Origin of the sequence: Limnospira sp. PMC 1279.21, assembly GCF_032349615.1 — a bacterium.
GTDB lineage: Bacteria > Cyanobacteriota > Cyanobacteriia > Cyanobacteriales > Microcoleaceae > Limnospira > Limnospira fusiformis.
Window position 1 is genome coordinate 15,240 of the sequence record NZ_JARPLU010000030.1, and the last position, 22,341, is coordinate 37,580.

Consider the following 22,341-nt stretch of genomic DNA (forward strand, 5'->3'; position numbering starts at 1 on the left):
CCTCCCAAATACTCGGATTTTAAAACTTGATGCCTACCTGACGGGCTGCTACAATATATCTGAAAATATATTCGGCTAATTCTACATGATTTTCGGCTTCGGCGGCGGAATTAGCCCAGACAGTCACGCCATGATTACGAATTAACAAAGCCGGGACTTGGGGGGTCTCTCGGTGAAAGCGATCGCTTATTTCCTGAGCGATTTTGGGAACCTGTAAATGGTTGTGAAAAACTGGCATAAACACCTGGGGATTTTCCTCCCACACCCCCAAACCTTTTAACATCTCAATCGGAGGTAAAGGCAATTTTTCCCCTTCCACAAAATTAGTCACTAATTTCGCTTCCACGGAATGGACATGATAGCAGGCTCTAGCATCAGCAAAACAGGAATAAATCGCCTGATGGATACTGGTTTCGGCTGAGGGTTTATTCTCAGGATTGGGCGTTTCCAACAATTCCCCCGTGAGACTCACTCGCACAAAATCATCAGCTACCAATTTCCCCTTTTGTTTACCACTAGCAGTAATCCAAAAACTGCCATCTTCAACCCTAGCGGACAAATTGCCAGCCGTCCCAGCCATCCATCCTAGCTGATAAAATTGGCGAGATGCTTCCATTAAAGATTCACGGGGGTCTGTATTCATTGTCAATTATTAATTATCAATTATTAACTATTAATTCTGTAAAGGTTTTCACACCAGCGGCGGGACCGTCTGGATGATCCATGATACCAGTTCCGGCATTGAGAATAACATCATTGCCATAGTCAGCTAATACCTGGGGAATAATCCCCGCATGGATACCAGCAGAAGGGACTGGGAAAACATTACGCGATCGCAAAGTATCCCGAATTTTGGCTTCTTCGGTGGGGTCAAAAGGTAAACTACCATAATGGGCGGGATATAAAACCGCATCCGCCCCCGCATGGGCCATGAGAGTCCCCAAAACCACAGAATAAGCCAAACCGTGATCCGGTGATGCACAGAGGCTACCAGCAAAGGCAGGATGCACAAAAATCGGAACATTGATTTCCGGGTCAGTGGCGATCGCCTCCAATACCGAAAATCCGTAGGTTAAAACATTTAATAATAGGGCATTTGCGCCGGCCTTAACTAGGGTCCTGGCTTTTTCGATCAGGGCGATCGCAGAACCCGTGATATTTACCGCATAGAGGACGTTGCGACCCGTTTCGCTTCTCACCCTATCTAACACGGTCCGACAGGCCTTTAAGCGTTCGAGAGTGGGCGCTGTGGGCAAGTCTGGGAGGATTTCATCATCTTTAATTAGGTCTAATCCGGCAAAGGCCACCTGTTCCAAAATATCCGCGTGGTCGGCGGCGGACAACCCCAAGGCGGGTTTGAAAATCGCCATAATTAGGGGTCGGTTGGGGACTGCTAGGCGATCGCGAATTCCTGTAATTCCTAGTTTGGGGCGTTTCCCGTAATTTTCCCCCAGCCGGACAGCAATTACCTTTCCACTACCCGCCATGGAATATTTGCCAAAAATCATGGTTAGTAGGCTGGGGATATCGTTTTCTACGTTAGCCTCTGGAAAAGCAACGGTAACAATGCTATATTTTTGAGCATCGGTTTGGATATTGATCACCTCTCCTAAATGCGATCGCATCACCTCTTCCCGGTGCTGAAAACGTGCATCCCAAGTTCCCGCTGTTTGTCCAATGGCGATTACTTTCCCTTGACGTTCTGGATCTATTCCCGGGGGAAATCGATAGTCTACCTCAATACTTCTAACCATAGATAAGTTCCTAGCCCTCAAATTATCACTTCTCTGATTATTGATTATCCTACCTTAACCTAATGGCTAAACCTGCGAAATTTTCCGATCTCCAATCTACCATATCCCCGGCTAGTCTGAACACTATTAGAATTATCGGGGCGAGACAGCATAACCTGAAAAATCTCAATCTGGAACTTCCCCGCGATCGCCTGATTGTATTTACTGGCGTTTCAGGTTCTGGGAAATCTAGCCTAGCTTTTGATACCATTTTTGCTGAAGGACAACGGCGTTATGTCGAGTCCCTTAGTGCCTATGCGAGACAATTTTTAGGACAATTAGATAAGCCCGATGTTGATGCGATCGAGGGGTTGAGTCCCGCTATTTCTATTGACCAAAAATCCACCTCCCATAACCCTCGGTCTACCGTGGGAACAGTTACCGAAATTTATGATTATTTACGTTTATTATTTGGTCGGGCGGGTTCCCCTCATTGTCCTATATGCGATCGCCATATTGCCCCCCAAACTATTGACCAAATGTGCGATCAAGTTATGGCACTTCCTGAAGGCACTAAATTCCTTATTCTTGCGCCTGTTGTCCGAGGGAAAAAAGGCACTCATCGCAAACTCTTATCTAGTTTAGCATCTTCAGGTTTTGTCCGGGTCAAAATTGATGGGGAAATTCTCGAATTGTCTGACCATATAGACTTAGACAAAAATCATGTCCATGATATTGAAATTGTCATTGATAGACTTATTGTGAAACCGGGGTTACAGGAACGTTTAGTTGATTCCCTAACTACCTGTTTACGCCATGGGGAAGGTGTTGCTATTATTCAGATTTTGGATAACCTCAGTATATCACCAGAAGAACAATTCCCCAAACCGCAACAATTGGTATTTTCCGAAAACTTTGCTTGTCCTGAACATGGGGCGGTTATGGAAGAACTTTCACCCCGCCTATTTTCTTTTAATTCTCCCTATGGCGCTTGTCCCGCTTGTCATGGTTTGGGACACTGGCGGACTTTTTCCCCAGAATTGATTATTCCTGACCCTTCACAACCTGTTTATAATGCGATCGCCCCTTGGTCAGACAAGGACAATTCCTTTTATTTATCCCTACTTCATAGTGTCGCCCAAGCCTTCGATTTTGAGATTTCTACCCCCTGGAAAAAACTGACACCCGAACAACAGCATATTATTCTTTATGGGAGTGATGAACCCATTTTAATAGAAACTGATTCCCGCTACCGAGAAAATCGCAGTTATTACCGCCCCTATCTCGGTGCAATTCCCATGTTACTCCGACAATATGAGGAGACAGGTTCCGAAGCACAAAAGCAGAAATTAGCCCCTTATTTGGTTGACCAACCCTGCGAAGTCTGTCACGGTAAACGATTGAAGCCAGAGGCGCTATCTGTCTATTTGGGACAGTATAATATAGCAGATTTAACCGAGGTTTCCATTCGGGATTGTTTGGATAAAATTAATCAGCTACAATTGAGCGATCGCCAAGCCCAAATCGGGGATTTAGTCTTACGCGAAATTAAGGCAAGATTACAGTTTTTGATAGATGTCGGTTTGGATTATTTAACCCTCGCTAGATCCGCTTCTACCTTGTCCGGCGGAGAAGCCCAAAGGATTCGATTGGCTACTCAAATTGGCGCGGGTTTAACCGGTGTTTTATATGTCTTAGATGAACCTAGTATTGGCTTACATCAACGGGATAATGGCAGACTATTAAATACCTTAATCAAGTTGCGAGATTTAGGCAATACCTTAATTGTAGTTGAACATGACGAGGAAACTATCCGCGCCGCTGATTGGTTGGTTGATATCGGTCCTGGGGCGGGAGTTAATGGCGGAGAAATTGTCGCCCAAGGGGATTTAAAAACTTTATTAACTACTCAAAAATCCCTCACGGGTGCTTATCTTTCTGGACGCAAAAAAATTGAAACTCCCCCCAGCCGCCGTCCCGGAAATGGGCGATCGCTATTTCTCAAAAACGCCCATTGTAATAATCTGCAAAATATCGATGTCGAATTACCCCTCGGTAAATTAGTCTGTATTACTGGGGTATCAGGTTCCGGTAAATCTACCTTAATTAATGAGTTATTATATCCCGCCCTCCAACATCATTTTTACGGGAAAATTGCCTTTCCTAAAAAATTAGATAAAATTCAGGGATTAGATGCTTTGGATAAGGTCATTGTCATTGATCAATCTCCCATAGGACGCACTCCGCGATCTAACCCCGCTACCTATACGGGAGTATTTGATATTATCCGAGGACTGTTTGCAGAAACCATTGAGGCGAAAGCTAGGGGATATAAGCCAGGACAGTTTTCTTTTAATGTTAAAGGCGGACGCTGTGAAGCCTGCGGCGGACAGGGGGTAAATGTGATTGAAATGAATTTTCTTCCTGATGTTTATGTGCAATGTGAGGTATGTAAAGGCGCACGATATAACCGGGAAACTCTCCAGGTTAAATATAAGGGCTATTCTATCGCTGATGTCTTGAATATGACCGCTGACGAGGCTTTAAAGGTTTTTGAAAATATCCCCCGCGCTACCACTCGGCTGCAAACTTTGGTTGATGTCGGTTTGGGTTATATTCAGTTAGGACAACCTGCGCCTACCCTTTCTGGGGGAGAAGCACAACGGGTTAAATTGGCTTCCGAATTGTCAAAACGCGCTACTGGTAAAACTCTGTATTTAATTGATGAACCAACTACGGGATTATCTTTTTATGATGTTCATCAGTTATTGAATGTTTTACAAAGGTTGGTTGATAAGGGTAATTCTATTATGGTCATTGAACATAATTTAGATGTGATTCGTTGTGCTGATTGGGTGGTGGACTTGGGACCAGAAGGAGGCGATCGCGGTGGTCAAATTGTCGCCACCGGAACACCCGAAGATATTGCTAATAACCCCCATTCCTACACCGGATTTTATTTAAAACAACTGTTAACAACTTCCTAAAAAAAACCGAGTTACAGAAACCCGGTTTCTTTCCTATACACAGAGAAACCCGGTTTCTTCAGAGAAACCGGGTTTCTTTGATTCTGGGGTTTCTTTCCTATATACATAGAGACCCGGTTTCTTTCCTATACACATAGAAACCCGGTTTCTTCAGAGAAACCGGGTTTCTTTGATTTTAGGGTTGATTTCCTATATACAGAGAAACCGGGTTTCTTTGATTCTGGGGTTTCTTTTATGATAATTTTTGTTGTATTAACTGCCAATGTTGTAAGGCGTTTTGATGAATATCTAGCCAGGGGATTTGATGCTGTTGGGCGAGGGTAGCGCAGTCCTCATATTCAGGATGCACATTAATAACGCGATCGCCTGAAAAAGCCACCTTAATTCTGACTAAACCATATTCAGTGTCAACCGTCTGTAATTCGCGGTCAAGAATAGTGCGACATTGCCAACTTTGACGAATCCCTAAAGTAGTAGTTTCGGCAAAGAGAATATTCCGGCAAGTATCCACAGCTTCCGGGTGACAAATCACAGTTAATAATATTCCGAGGCGAGACTTTTTCATGGTCACAGGTTGCACAAAAACATCCACCGCCCCCGCCGATAATAAAGCCTGAGAAGCATAGGCGATCGCTTGGGGGCTAAGGTCATCAATTTGAGTTTCTAATACTGCCACCATTTCCTCATCATGATCATGGAAAGTCCCCGCCAAACCATGACTTTCCGCCTTGGGTTTATCTGTATCCTCAGTTTCCCCTAACCAGAGGCGGAGAATATTAGGGATGGGAAAATTTGACGAACCCGCCCCCAGTCCCACCCGTTTCAGAATCATCGGCGGTGGCGGTCCGAATTCTGTAGCCAAAGTTACAGCGATCGCCGCCCCCGTTGGGGTAACTAATTCTCGTTCAATGCCATTGCTATAAACTGGAACACTACGCATTTCCCAGAGTTTCAGAACAGCAGGGGCAGGTACTGGTAAAATTCCATGGGCTGCCCGGAATGTGCCACCACCTACCGGAAAAGCAGAACAATAGAGGCGATCGATTTTTAGCCAGTCCAACCCCAAACAGGTTCCGACAATATCCACGATCGCATCTGTCGCCCCCACTTCGTGAAAATGTACTTTTTCCGGGTCAATACCATGAACCGCCCCTTCCGCCTCCGCCAGCTTGCGGAATACCGCTAAACTCATGTTTGCTGCCCTTGGGGGAAGTTTTGCCGCCTTGATAATGGCTTCAATGTCTGGTAGGTGGCGAGTGTGATGATCGTGGCTGGTCAGGTCTACATGAACCTTCGTGGCTTGTTGACCCTGGCGAGTTACCTTTTCAGCCCATAGCCGATATTCTTCAGCCATTCCCAGCCTTTCTAGCTGTGTCGTGAGATACTCCAGGGGAACCCCGGCATGAACTAACGCTGCGAGGCACATATCCCCAGCTATTCCAGTGGGACATTGAAGGTAGGCTATATTGATCATTTTCCGCCGTCTGGTTTGAGTGATATCGATTTGAGTTTAAAGTTATTTTACTCAAAAATTGGGCATGATCGGATCGTCATTCTGACTTTAAACTTTTAATGGTTCGATCATTATTCTAGTTCATGGACTTTATTATATGGCTACTCTGTACGAAATTCATCCCCACAATCCCCAAAAACGCACCATTGAACAAATTAAGGATGCCCTCAAGCGTGGGGCAGTCATGCTTTACCCTACCGATACCGTTTATGCGATCGGTTGCGACCTCACCGTTAAATCTGCCGTGCAAAAGGTGCGACAAATTAAGCAGATTTCCAATGATAAACCTCTCACCTTTCTCTGTTCATCCTTATCTAATATTGCCGATTATGCCATAGTTACTGATGCCGCCTATCGCACCATCAAAAGATTGATTCCGGGGAGTTATACTTTTGTACTTCCCGCCACTAAACTGGTGCCGAAATTGGTGATGTCACCTAAGCGCAAAACTACCGGAATTAGGGTTCCTGATCATCCCGTGTGTTTAGCTATTTTGGAATCTCTGGGAAACCCAGTAATTTCCACTTCTGCACATATTAAAGAAGAAGATGAACCCTCCGCCTTAATTAAAAAAATTCCCCAAGAGTATGATAAGGTTCAGCTTTTTGATGCTTTGGAGAATTTGGTTGATATTATTGTTGATGATGGCGCTGATTTGGATTATCAAGTTTCCACAATTATTGATTTAAGTGCTGATGATCCTGTGTTGGTGCGGCGCGGAAAAGGATGGGAGGCGATCGCTGATTGGGATCTGCCAGAAGAATAGCTAAATAGCCCCAATTTTAGGGGCTAGGTTAAACTTTCATCAAACTTTAATTAATAAACTTTAATTAATGCGATCGCACAAATTTCTTTCCTCATCCTTTAATTCCGGGTAATAATCCAGGTAATCTTGGATGACATAACAAGCATAACTCAACTCATCTAAATTCATAATCTCAGCCAAATTCCAGATAATGACTTGATTATCATCTCCCCCAGAAATCATCCATTTTCCATCATTACTAAAAGCCACAGTCCGCACCGACCCTTGATGTCGGATCAAAGTTCTTATTTTCACCCCTTCATTAGTCCAAAGTTGAATAGTGCCATCCCAACTAGCCGAAGCAATCATCTGACCATCTGGTGAAAAAGCCACCTTATCAACAGTCCCCTGATGATGCAAAACTATCGGTTCTCTACCATCTAAAAACCATAATCTGAGCGTGTTATCTGTACTAGCAGAAGCAATCATATCACCCTGGGGACTAAAAGCCACCCCCCAAACACTACCCTGATGATTACCAATTAACCGCGTCCCAGACCCGTCTATATATACAACTCTGACTTCCGTATCCTCGCTACCTGTAACCACCATTTTACCATCAGGACTAAAGGCAATTCCCGTAATGGATTCCGAATATTCCCACTCCCGTAGAAACTCCCCCACTCGACTCCACAACTTCACCTTATTATCATTTCCCACCGAGGCTATAACCTCACCATTTGGCGAAAAAGCTAGTTGATTTCCCCCCATAGAATGAGCATTATTAATAACCTTTAATAACTCTCCCTCCATATTCCAGAGGCGAATACTTTCATCCCAGCTACTCGTCGCCAAAATTTCACCATCAGGAGAAACCGCCAGACCAATTACACCCTGATCATGACCTTCTAGGCTTCCCAGTAAATTACCCTGCATATCCCACCGATAAACCTCTCCACCCCAACTACTAGAGAAAACTTGCTGATGGTCTGGAGTGAAAACTGTCGCCCGCACATTGTCTTGATGTCCTGATAGCACAGTAAAAAACCGATTCTTAACTTTCCAGAGTTTAACCTCCCCATGGAAGTCAGCAGAAGCCAGAGTTTCACCATCAGGACTAAAGGAAAGTTGGGTCATAGGCGCAGTATGGGAAGCGAAAGTTTGCAGGTGTCTACCGTCAGGACTCCATAAACGAATACTTCTATCCCAACTCCCAGAGGCAATTATATTACCATCAGGAGAAAAAGCCACAGTTCTAATACTATTCTGATGTTCTCCGAGTACAATGGCAGACCTTTCATTAATAGACCATAATTTCAGTTGTCTATCCTGACCTCCCGCCGCTATATACTGACCATCAGGAGAAAAAGCTAAAGCCTCCACAGCTTGTTGAGAATGTTCAAAACTAGCTACTAACTCCCCTCCTATTTCCCACAGTTTTACTCTGCCATCATTACTCGCAGAAGCTAGGCGGTTACCGTCTGGAGAAAAGGCTATCTTTGTCAGCGATTTAGTATGACCCACAAATTCATTGAGTAAAGTCCCATCCCTGCGCCAAAGTTTTATAGAACCCTTAGTGCTGGTAGTGGCTATGGTGTCTTGACCCCAAATTATCAGATCCAATATTTCTTCCTCATGGGCGGAAAACGTGAACACCAACTTACCTTGATTTGACCAAATTCTGACTTCCCCATTGCTGTCTCCTGTGGCTATATAGCCGTCTGGGAAAAAAGAAAGGGTTCGTAATTCATAGGTAAAGTTATCGATAATATTAAGTAGTTTACCCCGTCGATTAAAAATTAAAACTTGATTATTTTTGTCGATGTCCTCCCTTCCGTCAGTATGGGGATAATTGGCGCGGGAAATAATTCCTATCTGTTCCCCATCTTCCGTCCAATTTAAAGCCCAAACTCGGTCTTGGTGACGACCAAAACTATTATATTCATTCATCCCATAAACAGATTGACTCAGAACGGCATTGACTTTTTTTAGGAGATGATCTTCTACGTTTTGGACATCCTTTAGCCTGATTTTTGCCCGCACAGCATTAACTAAAGCATTCAGGTTATTGTTTGATAAAAACTGACCCTCTGTGGCGGAAATTAGGGCTTCAATTTCTCGGACTTTGGTGATTTCGTAGCTGGCGATCGCTCGACGATATTGGGAGTAAGCTAAACCAGCTAATCCTAGGGAGAAGAATAACGATAAAACCACCGTCGTTAACAGTCGTCGCTGTAGTCTTGAGTTTTTATATTCTTCTAAAAGTCTCGCTTCTACCGCGATTAATTTTTCCGCTTCTAAAGCCTGTTGCATAGCGGCGCGATCGCATTTTTCCGAGGCTGCTAAAAATTTATAATCACCATCACTTAAACTTTTACCTAACGCCCAAGTCCGCGCTTCTAATAACGCTTGACCTCGTAAAAGCCGAGAGTCATCAGTTTGATGAGAAGCTATCCAAGCCTCAAAGTTTTGGGAATAGGGACGTAGTAAATTTAGCTGTAATTGAGTCCATTCTAAATTAAAAATATGCTCATAAATCGGATTTTTTACTTTTAACATATTCCCGGATTTTTCAATTAATCCAGATAGCAAAACCTCCGTTTCTTCCCGACTACCATCAAAGGGTATTTCTGTCTCTAGGAGTATTTTCTGATAAATCCCTAATAATCTTGACGAGATTTGAGAATTGCTAATTATTCTATTTCTAATGGTTCGTAAATGTTCCGGTTCATCCTGTTTCTCCCAATTGGTGATTATCTGGTCAATTACCAAGTCTTTGATCAACTGTTTTTCCGATAATATATCAGCAAGATTTGGGGAAGTTACACCGTAATAATGTTGGGAATAAATCAGATAACATAACTTCTGAGTTAAAAATGGCTGTCCTCCCGTCCAGTTTAAAATTTCTTCCAGCAAAATTTGGTCATTAAAACCGGGAACATTTAATCCCTGTTGTAGGGGTTTCGCTTCCTCTAGGGTAAACCCCGAAAGTGCGATCGCTGTGCCAATATTAAAAGGTGTTCGGGTGCGATCTCTAATTAAGTCGGAGGGATTAGCTACCCCAAAAATCGCAAAATTTAGCCGCTGATATGCTGGTTCAGTTGCCCGTTGATTATAACAAAATCGAATAAAGGCAAACCAATCATCTACCGGAAATGGCAAACTTAAAATAGTGTCTATTTCATCAACAAAAATGCAAAATTTATCCTGGTTAAATGTAGGCAGTAAAACTTCCACTATAAACTGATTTAATTTTTGTACCAATGAAAGTTCGCCTTGTTCTTGCCACCAGATTTTAAATGGCATAGATTTTAATAACCCAAACCCGCGCCAAAGTTCTACAAAAATTCCCTTATACCACTGCATTGGGGTGACATCTTCACTACCAATAACCGTCATGTCTAACGTCGCACAACGTATTCCTTCTGCTTGTAAACGGTGGCGGGTTTGCACTAACAGAGACGATTTTCCCATCTGACGTGAGTTGAGAACATAAGCAAACTCTCCCCGTTTTAAGGCTTCATATAAGTCTGTGTCTGCCTGTCGCTTAACATAGCTAGGACAGTCTGTATGCAGACTACCCCCGACTTGATAAATTGACCGATATTCAGTTATCATAGTTAAAAATCTATAGCCAATTATGATAATTATCTGACTCTTACAATTACTCTTACAATGGCTCAAATCATCAACAGCTCTATCTTAAATTTTGGTAAAGAAAACATCCGATTCACCAAACGCCTATTTTGTCAAGATGCTAATTTTTTGCCCTAGCCAAATCCTCAAAAACTCGTGCATCGCAATTTAAAAATTTCACCAAAAAATATTAATATTTCACGATATATATAGGGTTTCCAGCTTTTTTTTTGCGTGTAGTCACAAGAATGCCTTTATTGCAATTTATATGAGTATAGCAAAACCCCCATGCTGTCGTCAAGTATTTCAGAGGAGTTATCAATTAAATTGTATTAAATCTTAACATGAGTTGGAAAATCAAAACTATCTTGATGAAGTTATTAGTAAAAGTTATTTTTTGGGGGTGTTTAAAGGCTGTGGGTGAGAGTCCCAAAGAATCTATTTAATTTTGGCAAATTTGGCGATCGCCATTTGGAGTATCGGGATTAATTGGTAAGTAATCGCGCACCCATTCACAAGCATAATTTTTCACCGATTGATAATTAATAGAATTATCGAGATTCCATAGAATAGCCACCCCATCAGTATCAGTAGAAATTAACTTTTTACCATCATTGCTAAAACTCACCGACAAAACCCTAGTTTGACGGGTGCGATGACCATTAAAAACCGCCAATTTTTCACCGCTAACAGTCCATAGTTTCGCACTTCCATCTGTTCCCACCGTCGCCAGTATTTTACTATCTGGGGAAAAATTAACATCAGATACAATATCATTATGATAAGTTTTAAAACTGTTAATTAAATTGCTATTAACATCCCAAATTTTCACCATATCATCCTCAGCTACCGAAGCCAAAAAGCGACCATCAGGAGAAAAATCTAAGCCTAATATAGTTCCGGTGTGGTATTGACTTAGTTCCCGTTTAAGACTACCATCAACTCCCCAAATTTGCACCGTTTCACCACTACCACCATAAGCAATTAACTGACTATCTCGGCTAATAGCAACTGTGCGGATAGTCTGTCCTTGTGAAGACCAACTGTTTTGCAAAACTCCATCTTTATTCCAAAGTTTGATAGTGCCATCACCACCACCACTCACCAGAAATTCACCATTAGGACTAAAAGCCACCGACCAAACAGGTCCAGTATGTTCAGTTAAAGTGTTGAGTAAAGTTATGTTGGTTCCATCAGGTGAAATTTGCCACAGTTGAACAATATTGTCATAGCTACCAGTAGCTAAAATCTGATTGTGATAATCAAAACTGACCGACAAAACTCCCCCATCGCTAGTAGGAATAGTCTGTAATAACTCCCCATTAGGTCGCCAAATTTTGAGAGTTTTATCATCACTACCAGTTACCACAAAACTGTCATCCTCAGAAAATACCGCATCTAAAATACCTCGATTATGTCCCCTCAAAATCGTCAGGCTAGGGTGGTCAAAACTCCAGAGTCGAAGACTGTTATCATTGCTTACCGAAGCCAGAGTTTTACCATCAGGACTAAAGCTAACATTCCAGACCTGTTGTTCATGACCTTCTAGGGTATATAACAAATTACCATCTATATCCCACAGCTTAATATTATTAGCTAAATCAGCGGTAGCAAAAGCGATACCTAAACGGCGGATAATGCTATCGGGAGGACTAATAGCCACAGACCAAACCCAACCTTCCTGGGAGGGTAAAGTAGTAATCAGACTGCCATCAAGTCCCCACACTTTGGCTGTACCGTCATTGCTACCGGAAACGATAGTTTTCCCATCAGGGGAGAATACCACATCCCAGACGGGGTTTTGGTGTCCCCTAAAGGTATTAACTAGACTGCCATCTATTCCCCATAGTTTCACGGTGTGGTCTTTGCTGCTGGTGGCGATATTTTGACCATCTGGAGAAAAAGCGATCGCCTCTACAGCATCATCATGACCTGTTAAAGTCAGGTAAAGATAAGCATCAGTCCATCCCTGGTCACCCCGTCGCCACAGTTGTGCTGTTTTGTCTTGACTGGCTGTTCCTATGGTTTGACCATCTGGAGAAAAAGCGATCGCTCTGACACCATTTTCATGGAGATTTAGGGTAGTAACTAAATTACCATCAAGAGTCCAGACTTTAGCCGTTTTGTCTAAACTAGCTGAGGCTAAAAATTGACCATCTGGCGAAAAAGCCACATCAAAAATGTCCCCTGCATGACCCTCAAAAACCCGTAATAAATTACCGCTTATATCCCAGAGTCTAATAGTTCTATCATTACTGCTAGTAGCGATATATTGACCGTCAGGAGAGAACGTAACTCGCCAAATCAAATTTTGATGGGCTACAATACGATTAAACTCATCAGCGCGGAAAAATGCCCGGCTAACCGTCTCTTTAACTTTCGCAATAATTTCGGGATTAGCTAATTGGATAGTTTCAATTTTTCGGTGTGCTGCTAAAGCCGACAATAAAGCATCCAGGTGATAATTTTGGCTGAATAAAGTGTTGGCAGAATTGATAATAGCCACAATCTTGTTAATTCTAGCTTGTTTTTCATTAATTGAAGCCCGGCGATATAAATTAAATGTCTCCAATGCTAACAGGGAAGTTATCGCCAAACTAACGGTTAAAACCCCGATAAATATTTGTTGTTGTTTGGCGGTTTTGTGTTCCTGTAATAATCTTTTTTGCTGTTCTTGTAATTGGTTAGCAATAGCTTGCGATCGCTCAATTTCTAGTTGCTGTCTAACTTGGAGTTGTTCCAATTCAGCCGAAGCATTTAAAAACTGATAATCTACCGGACTTAAAGCCTTACCCACCATCCATTTTTGAGCATCTTCTAAAGCCTGTCCTCGCAGCAGTCGAGACTCATCAGTTTTACCAGAAAGTACCCAGGCTTCAAAAGTTTGAGAATAGGGTCGTAAATTACCTAACTTTTTGTCCACCCAACCCTGATTAAAAATGCTTTTATAAATCTTGTTTTTCAACCTCAAACAATTGTGGTACTTAACCACCAAGCCAGACATGATTAATTCCGTTTGTTCTGAACTACCGTCAGCCTCAATTATTATACCTATTAAAATCTGCTGATAAAGACTTAGCAAATTCGCCAGATTTTTTTGATTGTGCAATAATCGATTACAGATAGTCCTTAAATGTTCCGGTTCATCTTGATACTCCCAATTATCAATAATGTAATTTTGAACAATTTTCGAGATTATCTTTTCCTCTGTTTTATACCTCCATAACTTATGTTTACCTCCTTTCAATATCTCCATATATAAAATATTACAAATTTTCTGAGTTAAAAAAGGCTGTCCTCTCGTCCAATTTAAGATACTCTTCAGCAGACGACGAGAATTTTTACCCGGCATCATTAAACCTGTCATTAAGGGTTCAGCTTCCTTTAACGTAAATCCTGATAACTGTATAGCTTTACCAATATTAAACGGCGTGCGATTTTTATCTTTAATTAAATCCGAAGGTGTAGCCACTCCAAAAATCGCAAAAGTAATCCGATTATATTCGGGATTAATAGCCCTTTCATTATAACAATAACGGATGAAAGCAAAAAAATCATCCACCGGAAATGGTAAACTTAAAATACTGTCTATTTCATCCACAAATATAAACAGATTTTGGTCGGGTAAATGTTTTAATAACTCTTCAATAAATTGACTTAAACGCTGCAATAAAGATAGGTCTTCTCGTTCATTCCACCAACTTTTCAGCGGAAATTTACTGGTTAGCTTAAAACCTGTCCATAAACAAGTTAAAATCCCTTTATACCACTGTAAAGGTGTCACATTTTCACTACCAATACAAGCCATATCTAAGCTGATACACTTCAGCGACTCCTGTTGTAGTCTATGGGAAGTCCGCACCAACAGGGACGATTTACCCATTTGGCGACTATTGAGAACATAGCAAAATTCCCCAGATTTCAAGGCTTGATAGAGTTCCCTATCCGCCGCCCTCTCTACATAGGTCGGTGAGTCTCTATGAAGGCTACCACCTACTTGATAAATTGATTCGGACCCAAGTATCATAACATTGCATCCATGATGGATTATAGTTAATTATTCGCCTATCAAATGCTCATTGCATAAAATGTCGATTTTGTCAACAGCCAAATCCTCAAACACTCGTGCATCGCTATTTTAAATTTTAGCCACAAAATATTAAGATTTCACGATATATATAGGGTTTACGGTTTTTTTTGGCGTGTAGTTACAATAAGCCCCTGGAAGCGATTTCTCTGAGTATAGCACAACCTCCATTCTGTCGTCAAGTATTTGAGGTTACTGGTATTGAGGCGATCGCATCTCAAATTATGCTTTTTCTAAGAACACTCGAAAATAAATTTCTTGCTGATACTTAACCGATAAATAGTGCTTCGGTATTTCTTTTATATTGTCATCGTCTATTGTTATAGGATAGAGCGATCGCTTTAATTTGTGCTGATTCATCAATTAACTCTGACAGAATTCGATAATCTACCTCCCACACTAAAACCCTTCTCCCCAGACGATCGCTTCTTGAATTTTATTCATGGCTTCAATGGCAGTGTCAAAGCTGGAAATTTCCATACCGAAATCCGGTGTAATTGTCGCTACGGTTAACGTTTGACAGCGACTCCGCCTCGATTTACCCGGTAATTGGATAAGGGCTTCTTCCGCCATATAAACTCTAACACGACTAGCCGCGAGAATTTCATCTTGTTTATAGCCTGCTTTTTCGGCAATTTGTTGAATGTGGGGTTTATCGGAATTGAGCATGATTAGGGTGTTCAATTCCTTGACAATATAATCACTGTGGGTCGTAATCAATACTTTGATGCCACTGTTGATCAACCGAGCAATTAAACGAGCGATTCGACGTTGGTTTTCCGGGTGCAAATTTAGTTCAGGTTCATCAATAATTAGTAATTCGCCGATTTTGGCAATATGTTTTAAATAAAAGCCAATATCCAGTAACGAACGAACCGCACTAGAACTTTGATCCATCGTTAACTGAGCTTTTTTATTGCCCGTAGGAATATAATAGAGTTCATCATTTTTGGTGACCACATAACGACCGCCAATAATATCATCAAAATCGTCTAAAATACCAGGATTGATTTCGCTTAAATTACTGCTGCGTTTAGATATTCCCTCTAAATTACGCAGAAACTCAACATTTTTATGAATCGGCAACGCATAATCTCCATACCCCTTAGAAAGCAGCAGTTGAAACCTATCTTTTTCCCCTTCAACTTGGCTCAGTTCATCTAGGAGACGATTACGGGCAAAATTGAGTTCTTTCCGAAAAATAGCCGCACCTGTTCTTTCCGCACTGGCGATAAAAGGACGCGGAAAAAATCGAGAAAACAGGATATTTTTAATTGAATCACTAATAATTTTCCTGATGATTTGTCGAGGAAAATTCAGATTTTCCTTTGTGGCTAGGAGTGTAACCGTCAATTCTGGGCTATTTACAGGTTTGATTAGTGAAAAGATTTGCTGATCAGAGCCTCTGGCTCCTATATTGGTTTCATAGACATCATCAAAAAAATCTCTATTGAAATCTAAAAAAACTTCAAAGGTTGTCTGAGCAAACCTGGCTCGGTTTGTCCCAAAGATTTCCCCCAGACTGTCTGCGTAGGCTTCGGAGGCTTGGGATAGGATTTTTTCTGGGGAATCAATATCAGTTAGGAGGTTGATCGTCGCCAATCCTTGATTTAAAATCTGGTCAATAATATCATTGGCAATTTCCACTTCAAAGCCATCTCTCCATGTAGCTAAAAATCCAAACAAAGCATAGGTAACATAGGTTTTGCCAGAGTTATTTTCCCCACAAATAATCGTGAGATCTCCTAACTCGAGTTCGGCTTGTTTGATAACACCTAAATTTTGAACCTTGATTTTCATGAATAATTTAAGTGTGAGAGTTTTAGATTTTTATGACTCTGCTATGGTAGGGGTATTGGGAGGATATGGCTCGGAGATTGCATCTGTTAACAATATTTGGAACTCCCAAATACTTTTTGAGTACATAGATGATGGTCAGTGGGGAAAATTCCCCACAGTTAGGAAAACCCTAGAAACCACTCAAACGGCTTTGGAGAATTTCTGCTTGTTTCTCAGCTTCTGCTAAAGCATCTCGCGCCCCCTGTACAACCTGCGGGTCGGCTTTATCGACAAAATTAGGATTACTTAAACGCTTGGTATAGCTGTCAATTTCTTTCTGAATTTTTGCCAATTTCTTCTCGGTTCGTTGCTTCAAGGCTGGTAAATCAACTACCCCAGCCAAAGGAATTAAGGCTTGAATAGTCCCGACTACCCCGGCGATAGTTTGACCTTCATTTCCGGTTAGGGCTTCTGTAATCACCAAGTTATCCACCCCAGCAATTTTATTAATATAGACCTCTCCCCGCTGCAAAATCTCCCTTTCTTTGGCATTTTCACTTTGCAGAATCGCGGTAACTTTCACCTTGGGTTTAATATCAGCGTCGGCGCGCAAATTTCGGAGAGTGCGAATTGTGCCGATAATTAAATCAAAATCGGTTTCTAAGTCGGAACTGATCATCTGTTCTTGCAATACTGGATAAGTCTGCACCGCCAAACAATCTTGTTCCCCGGTTTGGGTTAAGGTGTGCCAAATTTCCTCGGTAATGTGTGGCATAAAAGGATGTAATAGCTTTAAAATGCCTTCTAAAATGTAGGCGAGTACCTGCTGGGCTACTTTCTGAGAAACGCTACCATCTCCCTGTAAACGATACTTGGCTAATTCAATATACCAGTCGCAAAAATCACCCCAAATAAACTCATATAAGCCCTTGGCGGCTTCCCCTAAACTGTAAGCATTCATATAATCACAAGTTTGCTTGACAGTTTGGTTAAACCGAGACAAAATCCAACGATCGCTTAATTCCAACTCCTCCAAATTCGGTGTTCCCAATTGTGCGGGAGTTTGTCCTTTCAGGTTCATCAACACAAACCGGGCGGCATTCCAGAGTTTATTAGTAAAATTCCGGGAAGCCTCCACCGACGGCGACTCATCCTTGCTGCGGTCATACTCTAAACGGATATCCTGTCCTGCGCCGATCACTTCCCGCATTAAAGTATAACGCAGCGCATCAGTCCCATATTTATCAATCAACAATAACGGGTCGATACCATTTCCCGCTGATTTCGACATCTTTTTGCCATTTTCATCCAGGATTAAACCATGGATATAAACCGTTTGAAAAGGCATTTGGTCCGTAAAATATCCCCCCATCATCGTCATTCTAGCCACCCAGAAAAAGATAATATCAAACCCAGTAGACAGAGTATTGGTCGGGTAATAGGTTTGCAAATCGGGGGTTTTTTCCGGCCATCCCAAAGTCGAAAACGGCCACAAACCAGAGGAAAACCAGGTATCGAGAACATCGGGATCTTGCTGAAGTTTTACCCCTTCTCCAAAGGAGGCGATCGCTTTTTCCTGTGCTTCTGCTGCTGTCCGCGCCACCAGAAAAGGAGTATGATCAGTAATTTCTCCCCCAGTTTCACTCACCGCATACCAAGCCGGAATTTGATGTCCCCACCACAGTTGACGAGAAATGCACCAATCTTCTAATTTCACCAACCAGTCACGATAGACTTTTTGCCATCTTTGGGGGACAAAATTCGGGCTATGTTGATTATCCAAAGATACCAAAGCGCGATCAGCCAACGGTCTAATCTTGACAAACCACTGAGTAGATAATAGCGGTTCAACCGGAACTTTTCCGCGATCGCTATAAGGTACAGAATGGCTATAGTCTTCTATTTTCACCAAAAACCCTTCGCTTTCCAAGCGTTTCACCACATTTCGCCGCGCCACAAACCTATCTTGTCCGACAAACGGTCCGCTATTTTCATTCAAAGAACCGTTTTTATTCATAATATTAATCATCGGCAAATTATGCCTTTTTCCCATCTCGAAATCATTGGGGTCATGGGCGGGAGTAACCTTAACGCAACCCGTCCCAAATTCTGGATCAACTAACTCGTCCCCAATGATAGGAATTTCCCGATTCATAATTGGTAAAGTCAGAGTTTTACCAATCAAATTTTGATAGCGTTTATCATTAGGATTAACCGCCACAGCCGTATCACCTAACATAGTTTCCGGGCGAGTAGTCGCCACTTCCACAAACCCACTACCATCACTCAGAGGGTAGCGAAAATGCCATAAATTGCCATTAACTTCCTTATTTTCCACTTCCAGATCCGACACCGCCGACTCACTAGCGGGACACCAATTCACCAAATATTCACCCCGATAAATTAAGCCATCTTCATACAAACGCACAAAGGCTTCAATTACCGCTTTTGATAATCCTTCATCCAGCGTAAACCGTTCACGAGTCCAGTCACAGGACACCCCCAAACGTCGCAATTGATTAACAATTGTACCACCGGACTCTTGTTTCCACTGCCAAGCCCGGTCTAAAAACTTATCCCTGCCCAAATCATAGCGAGTTTTACCTTCTTCTCGCAATTGTCGCTCTAAAATAGTCTGTACTGCTATACTAGCGTGATCAGTTCCCGGTAAATATAGCGTATTATAACCGCGCATCCGATGATAGCGAATTAACGCATCAATCAGGGAATTATTGAAAGCGTGACCCATGTGGAGACTTCCCGTCACGTTGGGGGGGGGAATCATGATACAGTAGGGTTCACCTGGATGGTTAGGGTCTGCTTTAAAGACCTGCTTCTGTTCCCAGTATTGCTGCCATTTGGCTTCGGTGGAGAAAGGGTCGTATTGGGGCGCTAGTGTGGGAATAGTTGCAGTCATAGCAGATTAATCGACAGTTTAAGCTGATTACTCGTTCCTAAATATTTTGCCACATCAAGGCATAAATTACAGTAGTTGATTAGATTATTAGTTATTCTCGCCCCTGGCGGTCATCGTAACCGCTACTATTCAAGGCTGTAGAGCCTGTTTTTCCTGTGGTGTGACCAGCCCAGACCCACCCCAAACCCCTTTTATGGAGGACGGGGGGGACTGAATCCGTTGATAGTCTAACTGTATTGTTGACCAGATATAGCTTCTGGGTCAAGGTTAAAGAGAGTTTGCAGGGTTTGCATAGCCCGGCGGCGGGCTTCAATATCCTGCTGCGATCGCAATTGTACCATAGGATCATGGAGAATTTTATTGACAATACCCCTAGTCAGGGCTTCAATAACCTCCTGATGCTTTTCGGCAAATTCCGATCCCAAACGAGATAGGGCTTTTTCCAGTTCCTGTTCTCTAATGCCTTCAATCTTATCGCGCAGACAGTTAATGGTCGGAACCGTTTCCAAACTCCGCCACCAGACATCAAAGGCTTCCACCTCTTCTTCAAGAAGAACCTCCGCCTCCTGCGCCATTTGGCGGCGGCTTTCGTAGTTTTGGGCTACCACCGCCTTTAAGTCATCCACATTAAACGCCTGAATTCCTGGTAACTCCGTGACATCAGCCGCCACATTCCGAGGAACAGAAATATCCACCAACATTAGAGACTGGTTAGGCGCTAAAGTAGTCTCTAATTTAGCCCGATCTAAAATCGGTTCCGTCGCACCTGTGCTAGTAAAGACGATATCGGAATTAGCCACAACAGCCATCATTTCCGACAGAGGACACAAGTTCAAATCCGCTTCTCTAAATTGACCCGCCAACTCTTGCGATCGCTTTAACGAACGATTTATAATAGAGATGTGGTTAGCCCCCTTAGAGAGCAGATGTTGTACCAATAGGCGAGACATTTTACCCGCCCCAACAATAGCCACTCGGTAATCAGACATATCCTGAACTTTCATCTGCACCAATTCCACAGCCGCAGAACTAATAGAAACCGCCCCGGTACCAATGCTAGTTTCTGTCCGCACCCGTTTCCCAGCCGTCAACGCTTGTTTAAATAAACGATTGAGAATGCGCCCTATTCCCTTGTATTGCTGACCCAACTTGTGAGTTTGCTTAACTTGGGCGAGGATCTGTCCTTCTCCCAGAACCAAACTATCCAATCCCGCCGCCACTCGCATTAGGTGCATAATTGCATCATCATGGAGAAGCGTAAATAGATGGGGACGCAGTTCAGCCAGGGGTAGTTGACTCGACTCCGACAGAAACTGAGTCACTTCCCTAATTCCCGGTTGAGCCTCAACTGTGACCAAATAGATTTCCAAGCGATTACAGGTACTAAGAATCGCCACCTCTTCCAAATGAGGATAGCTCAACAAATGCGCGATCGCCCCTTCTATCTGAGGTTCTGGAATACTGAGTTGTTCACGGACGTTAACTGGAGCCGTTTTGTGACTAAGACCTACGACTGCAATATTCATAAAACGGTTTAGTGTTTCGGTTTTTTTATGAGTGCATGGGATCAGGTTTCAGCCATCTCCGGTGTTTCTGCTTTCAGCCCACAGAAATTCACAAAATCTGTGCAATTTCCCTGATCCCGTTTCCCGACTGGAAACTAGCGAAGCTGAATATTTTTCGGCTTCTCAAACATATGGATAGTATCTACAAAGCGAGCCGTTTTCGACTGAGAGGAAATTACCAAGCTCTGAGTCCGAGCGCCGCCACCGAAGAAGCGAACCCCCTCCATCAGAGTACCAGAAGTAATACCACAGGCCGCAAATAGAACAGTTCTGCCGTTAGCCAGTTCTTCTGCATTATAGACCTTATCAGGATTTTCAATCCCCATATCTTTCAAGCGAGCGATGTTGCTTTCCTTGCTTTCACCGATCAGACCAGTCTTGACGACTTCTGGGTCGTAGATCAATTGTCCTTGGAAGTGACCCCCCAGACAGCGCATAGCAGCAGCAGAAATCACCCCTTCAGGAGCCGCACCAATACCCATCAGAGCATGAATGTTAGTTCCAGAGAAAGCACAGGAGATAGCTGCGGACACATCCCCATCACTAATCAGACGAACCCTAGCACCAGCTTCCCGAATTTCCTTAATCAGTTCCTTGTGGCGGGGGCGATCCATAACCACAACCACTAATTCCTCAACCGCGCGACCCATGCAGTCCGAGATAATCTGGAGGTTTTCTGTAGCTGATTTGTTAAGATCAACATGACCACGAGCTACCGGAGGGGCTGCTAGTTTCTTCATGTAGAAATCAGGAGCCGCAAAAAGTCCCCCCTTCTCAGAAATAGCCAGCACAGCCATCGAGCCATTTTGACCGTAGGCTACCAGGTTAGTTCCTTCGCAGGGGTCAACGGCGATGTCAATTTCTACCAATTCTTCTGGGTTACAAAAGGTCGCCGAATTTTCCTGGGTGCAGATACCTACCTCTTCACCAATGTAGAGCATAGGAGCCTCATCGCGCTCCCCTTCACCGATGACGATACGACCGCGCATATGAATTTGATTCATCCGTTGGCGCATGGCTTCCACAGCCACATGGTCGGCGGTATTTTTTTCGCCTTTACCCATCCATCGAGCCGAAGCGATCGCCGCTTGCTCGACTACCTCAATAATCTCTAAACCAATAGCGTTATCCACGAGTTTTATCCTCCCAACATCTGAGACTGCCTGATGGTAGGGGCTGGTTCAGTAAACAGCCTCTATTTGCAACCGGTTATTTGTGAACCCGCCCCTAAGCACTCCCAGTGTTCAAGTCTATCAGGTTATTGAGAGCCTATATGCAGGGAATTGAAATCCTCTTAATAATCTTAACAAATCTTGACACTCTCCTGCCTAAAGGCGAGGGGATTCTTCATTCATAGACCCAACTTGCTTTGACAGGAT

Annotated in this window: 13 protein-coding genes; 4 read left to right on the forward strand and 9 right to left on the reverse strand. The window is 42.9% G+C overall.

Annotated features, from left to right (window positions below; translation table 11 throughout):
- Positions 1-19: 19 nt before the first annotated feature.
- Positions 20-643: a methylthioribulose 1-phosphate dehydratase gene (mtnB, locus tag P5683_RS06795; RefSeq protein WP_008057024.1), complete on the reverse strand. Its 624-nt coding sequence runs from the start codon at positions 641-643 to the stop codon at positions 20-22.
- Positions 644-659: 16 nt separating this feature from the next.
- Positions 660-1,754 (reverse strand): RuBisCO large subunit C-terminal-like domain-containing protein, encoded by a 1,095-nt coding sequence (locus P5683_RS06800; protein ID WP_315639547.1) that lies wholly within the window; start codon positions 1,752-1,754, stop codon positions 660-662.
- Between the two features lie 62 nt (positions 1,755-1,816).
- On the opposite strand from P5683_RS06800, the gene uvrA reads away from it, so the two are divergent.
- Positions 1,817-4,720: an excinuclease ABC subunit UvrA gene (gene uvrA, locus P5683_RS06805; protein WP_193520419.1), complete on the forward strand. Its 2,904-nt coding sequence runs from the start codon at positions 1,817-1,819 to the stop codon at positions 4,718-4,720.
- A 232-nt stretch (positions 4,721-4,952) separates the two neighbouring features.
- On the opposite strand, the gene larC is transcribed toward uvrA, so the two are convergent.
- A complete protein-coding gene (gene larC / locus P5683_RS06810) occupies positions 4,953-6,194 on the reverse strand; it encodes a nickel pincer cofactor biosynthesis protein LarC (protein ID WP_006667869.1) in 1,242 nt (413 codons plus the stop codon).
- A 136-nt stretch (positions 6,195-6,330) separates the two neighbouring features.
- On the opposite strand from larC, the gene P5683_RS06815 reads away from it, so the two are divergent.
- Positions 6,331-6,999: an L-threonylcarbamoyladenylate synthase gene (locus P5683_RS06815; RefSeq protein ID WP_008057018.1), complete on the forward strand. Its 669-nt coding sequence runs from the start codon at positions 6,331-6,333 to the stop codon at positions 6,997-6,999.
- 60 nt (positions 7,000-7,059) lie between these two features.
- Here the strand turns inward: P5683_RS06815 and P5683_RS06820 are convergent, their stop codons facing one another.
- Together P5683_RS06820 and P5683_RS06825 are read right to left on the reverse strand one after the other, a co-directional pair.
- On the reverse strand, positions 7,060-10,596 hold the full coding sequence (locus tag P5683_RS06820; RefSeq protein ID WP_006667868.1) for an AAA-like domain-containing protein: 3,537 nt from the start codon (positions 10,594-10,596) through the stop codon (positions 7,060-7,062).
- Positions 10,597-11,056: 460 nt separating this feature from the next.
- Positions 11,057-14,641 (reverse strand): AAA-like domain-containing protein, encoded by a 3,585-nt coding sequence (locus tag P5683_RS06825; protein WP_315639546.1) that lies wholly within the window; start codon positions 14,639-14,641, stop codon positions 11,057-11,059.
- A gap of 170 nt (positions 14,642-14,811) precedes the next feature.
- Here P5683_RS06825 and P5683_RS06830 point away from each other — a divergent pair, with 170 nt between their 5' ends.
- Positions 14,812-14,973, forward strand: a complete 162-nt coding sequence (locus P5683_RS06830; RefSeq protein WP_273248479.1) for a hypothetical protein — start codon at positions 14,812-14,814, stop codon at positions 14,971-14,973.
- A gap of 127 nt (positions 14,974-15,100) precedes the next feature.
- On the opposite strand, the gene P5683_RS06835 is transcribed toward P5683_RS06830, so the two are convergent.
- Entirely contained in the window at positions 15,101-16,501 is a 1,401-nt protein-coding gene (locus tag P5683_RS06835) for an AAA family ATPase (RefSeq protein ID WP_006621559.1), read from the reverse strand.
- On the opposite strand from P5683_RS06835, the gene P5683_RS06840 reads away from it, so the two are divergent.
- Positions 16,500-16,727, forward strand: coding sequence for a hypothetical protein (locus P5683_RS06840; RefSeq protein ID WP_152344040.1), 228 nt, complete (start codon positions 16,500-16,502; stop codon positions 16,725-16,727). The two genes, P5683_RS06835 and P5683_RS06840, sit on opposite strands and share 2 nt — an antisense overlap.
- Here P5683_RS06840 and P5683_RS06845 read toward each other — a convergent pair.
- The 3 genes from P5683_RS06845 to glpX form a co-directional block, all read right to left on the reverse strand.
- Positions 16,671-19,397, reverse strand: a complete 2,727-nt coding sequence (locus P5683_RS06845) for a valine--tRNA ligase (RefSeq protein ID WP_315639545.1) — start codon at positions 19,395-19,397, stop codon at positions 16,671-16,673. The genes P5683_RS06840 and P5683_RS06845 overlap by 57 nt on opposite strands.
- A gap of 227 nt (positions 19,398-19,624) precedes the next feature.
- Positions 19,625-20,923 carry a glutamyl-tRNA reductase gene (locus tag P5683_RS06850; RefSeq protein WP_006621557.1) on the reverse strand — a complete coding sequence of 433 codons (1,299 nt, stop codon included), beginning with the start codon at positions 20,921-20,923 and terminating at the stop codon, positions 19,625-19,627.
- Between the two features lie 134 nt (positions 20,924-21,057).
- Positions 21,058-22,095 (reverse strand): class II fructose-bisphosphatase, encoded by a 1,038-nt coding sequence (gene glpX, locus P5683_RS06855; RefSeq protein ID WP_006621556.1) that lies wholly within the window; start codon positions 22,093-22,095, stop codon positions 21,058-21,060.
- Positions 22,096-22,341 lie beyond the last annotated feature (246 nt).

What these genes read in the sequence shown, in the direction of transcription:
- P5683_RS06840 (WP_152344040.1), top strand. Translation starts at nt 16,500, where the DNA reads ATGAATAATTTAAGTGTGAGAGTTTTAGATTTTTATGACTCTGCTATG.
- mtnB (WP_008057024.1), bottom strand. Translation starts at nt 643, where the DNA reads ATGAATACAGACCCCCGTGAATCTTTAATGGAAGCATCTCGCCAATTT.
- P5683_RS06800 (WP_315639547.1), bottom strand. Translation starts at nt 1,754, where the DNA reads ATGGTTAGAAGTATTGAGGTAGACTATCGATTTCCCCCGGGAATAGAT.
- P5683_RS06850 (WP_006621557.1), bottom strand. Translation starts at nt 20,923, where the DNA reads ATGAATATTGCAGTCGTAGGTCTTAGTCACAAAACGGCTCCAGTTAAC.
- P5683_RS06815 (WP_008057018.1), top strand. Translation starts at nt 6,331, where the DNA reads ATGGCTACTCTGTACGAAATTCATCCCCACAATCCCCAAAAACGCACC.
- uvrA (WP_193520419.1), top strand. Translation starts at nt 1,817, where the DNA reads ATGGCTAAACCTGCGAAATTTTCCGATCTCCAATCTACCATATCCCCG.
- P5683_RS06845 (WP_315639545.1), bottom strand. Translation starts at nt 19,397, where the DNA reads ATGACTGCAACTATTCCCACACTAGCGCCCCAATACGACCCTTTCTCC.
- larC (WP_006667869.1), bottom strand. Translation starts at nt 6,194, where the DNA reads ATGATCAATATAGCCTACCTTCAATGTCCCACTGGAATAGCTGGGGAT.
- P5683_RS06825 (WP_315639546.1), bottom strand. Translation starts at nt 14,641, where the DNA reads ATGATACTTGGGTCCGAATCAATTTATCAAGTAGGTGGTAGCCTTCAT.
- P5683_RS06820 (WP_006667868.1), bottom strand. Translation starts at nt 10,596, where the DNA reads ATGATAACTGAATATCGGTCAATTTATCAAGTCGGGGGTAGTCTGCAT.
- P5683_RS06835 (WP_006621559.1), bottom strand. Translation starts at nt 16,501, where the DNA reads ATGAAAATCAAGGTTCAAAATTTAGGTGTTATCAAACAAGCCGAACTC.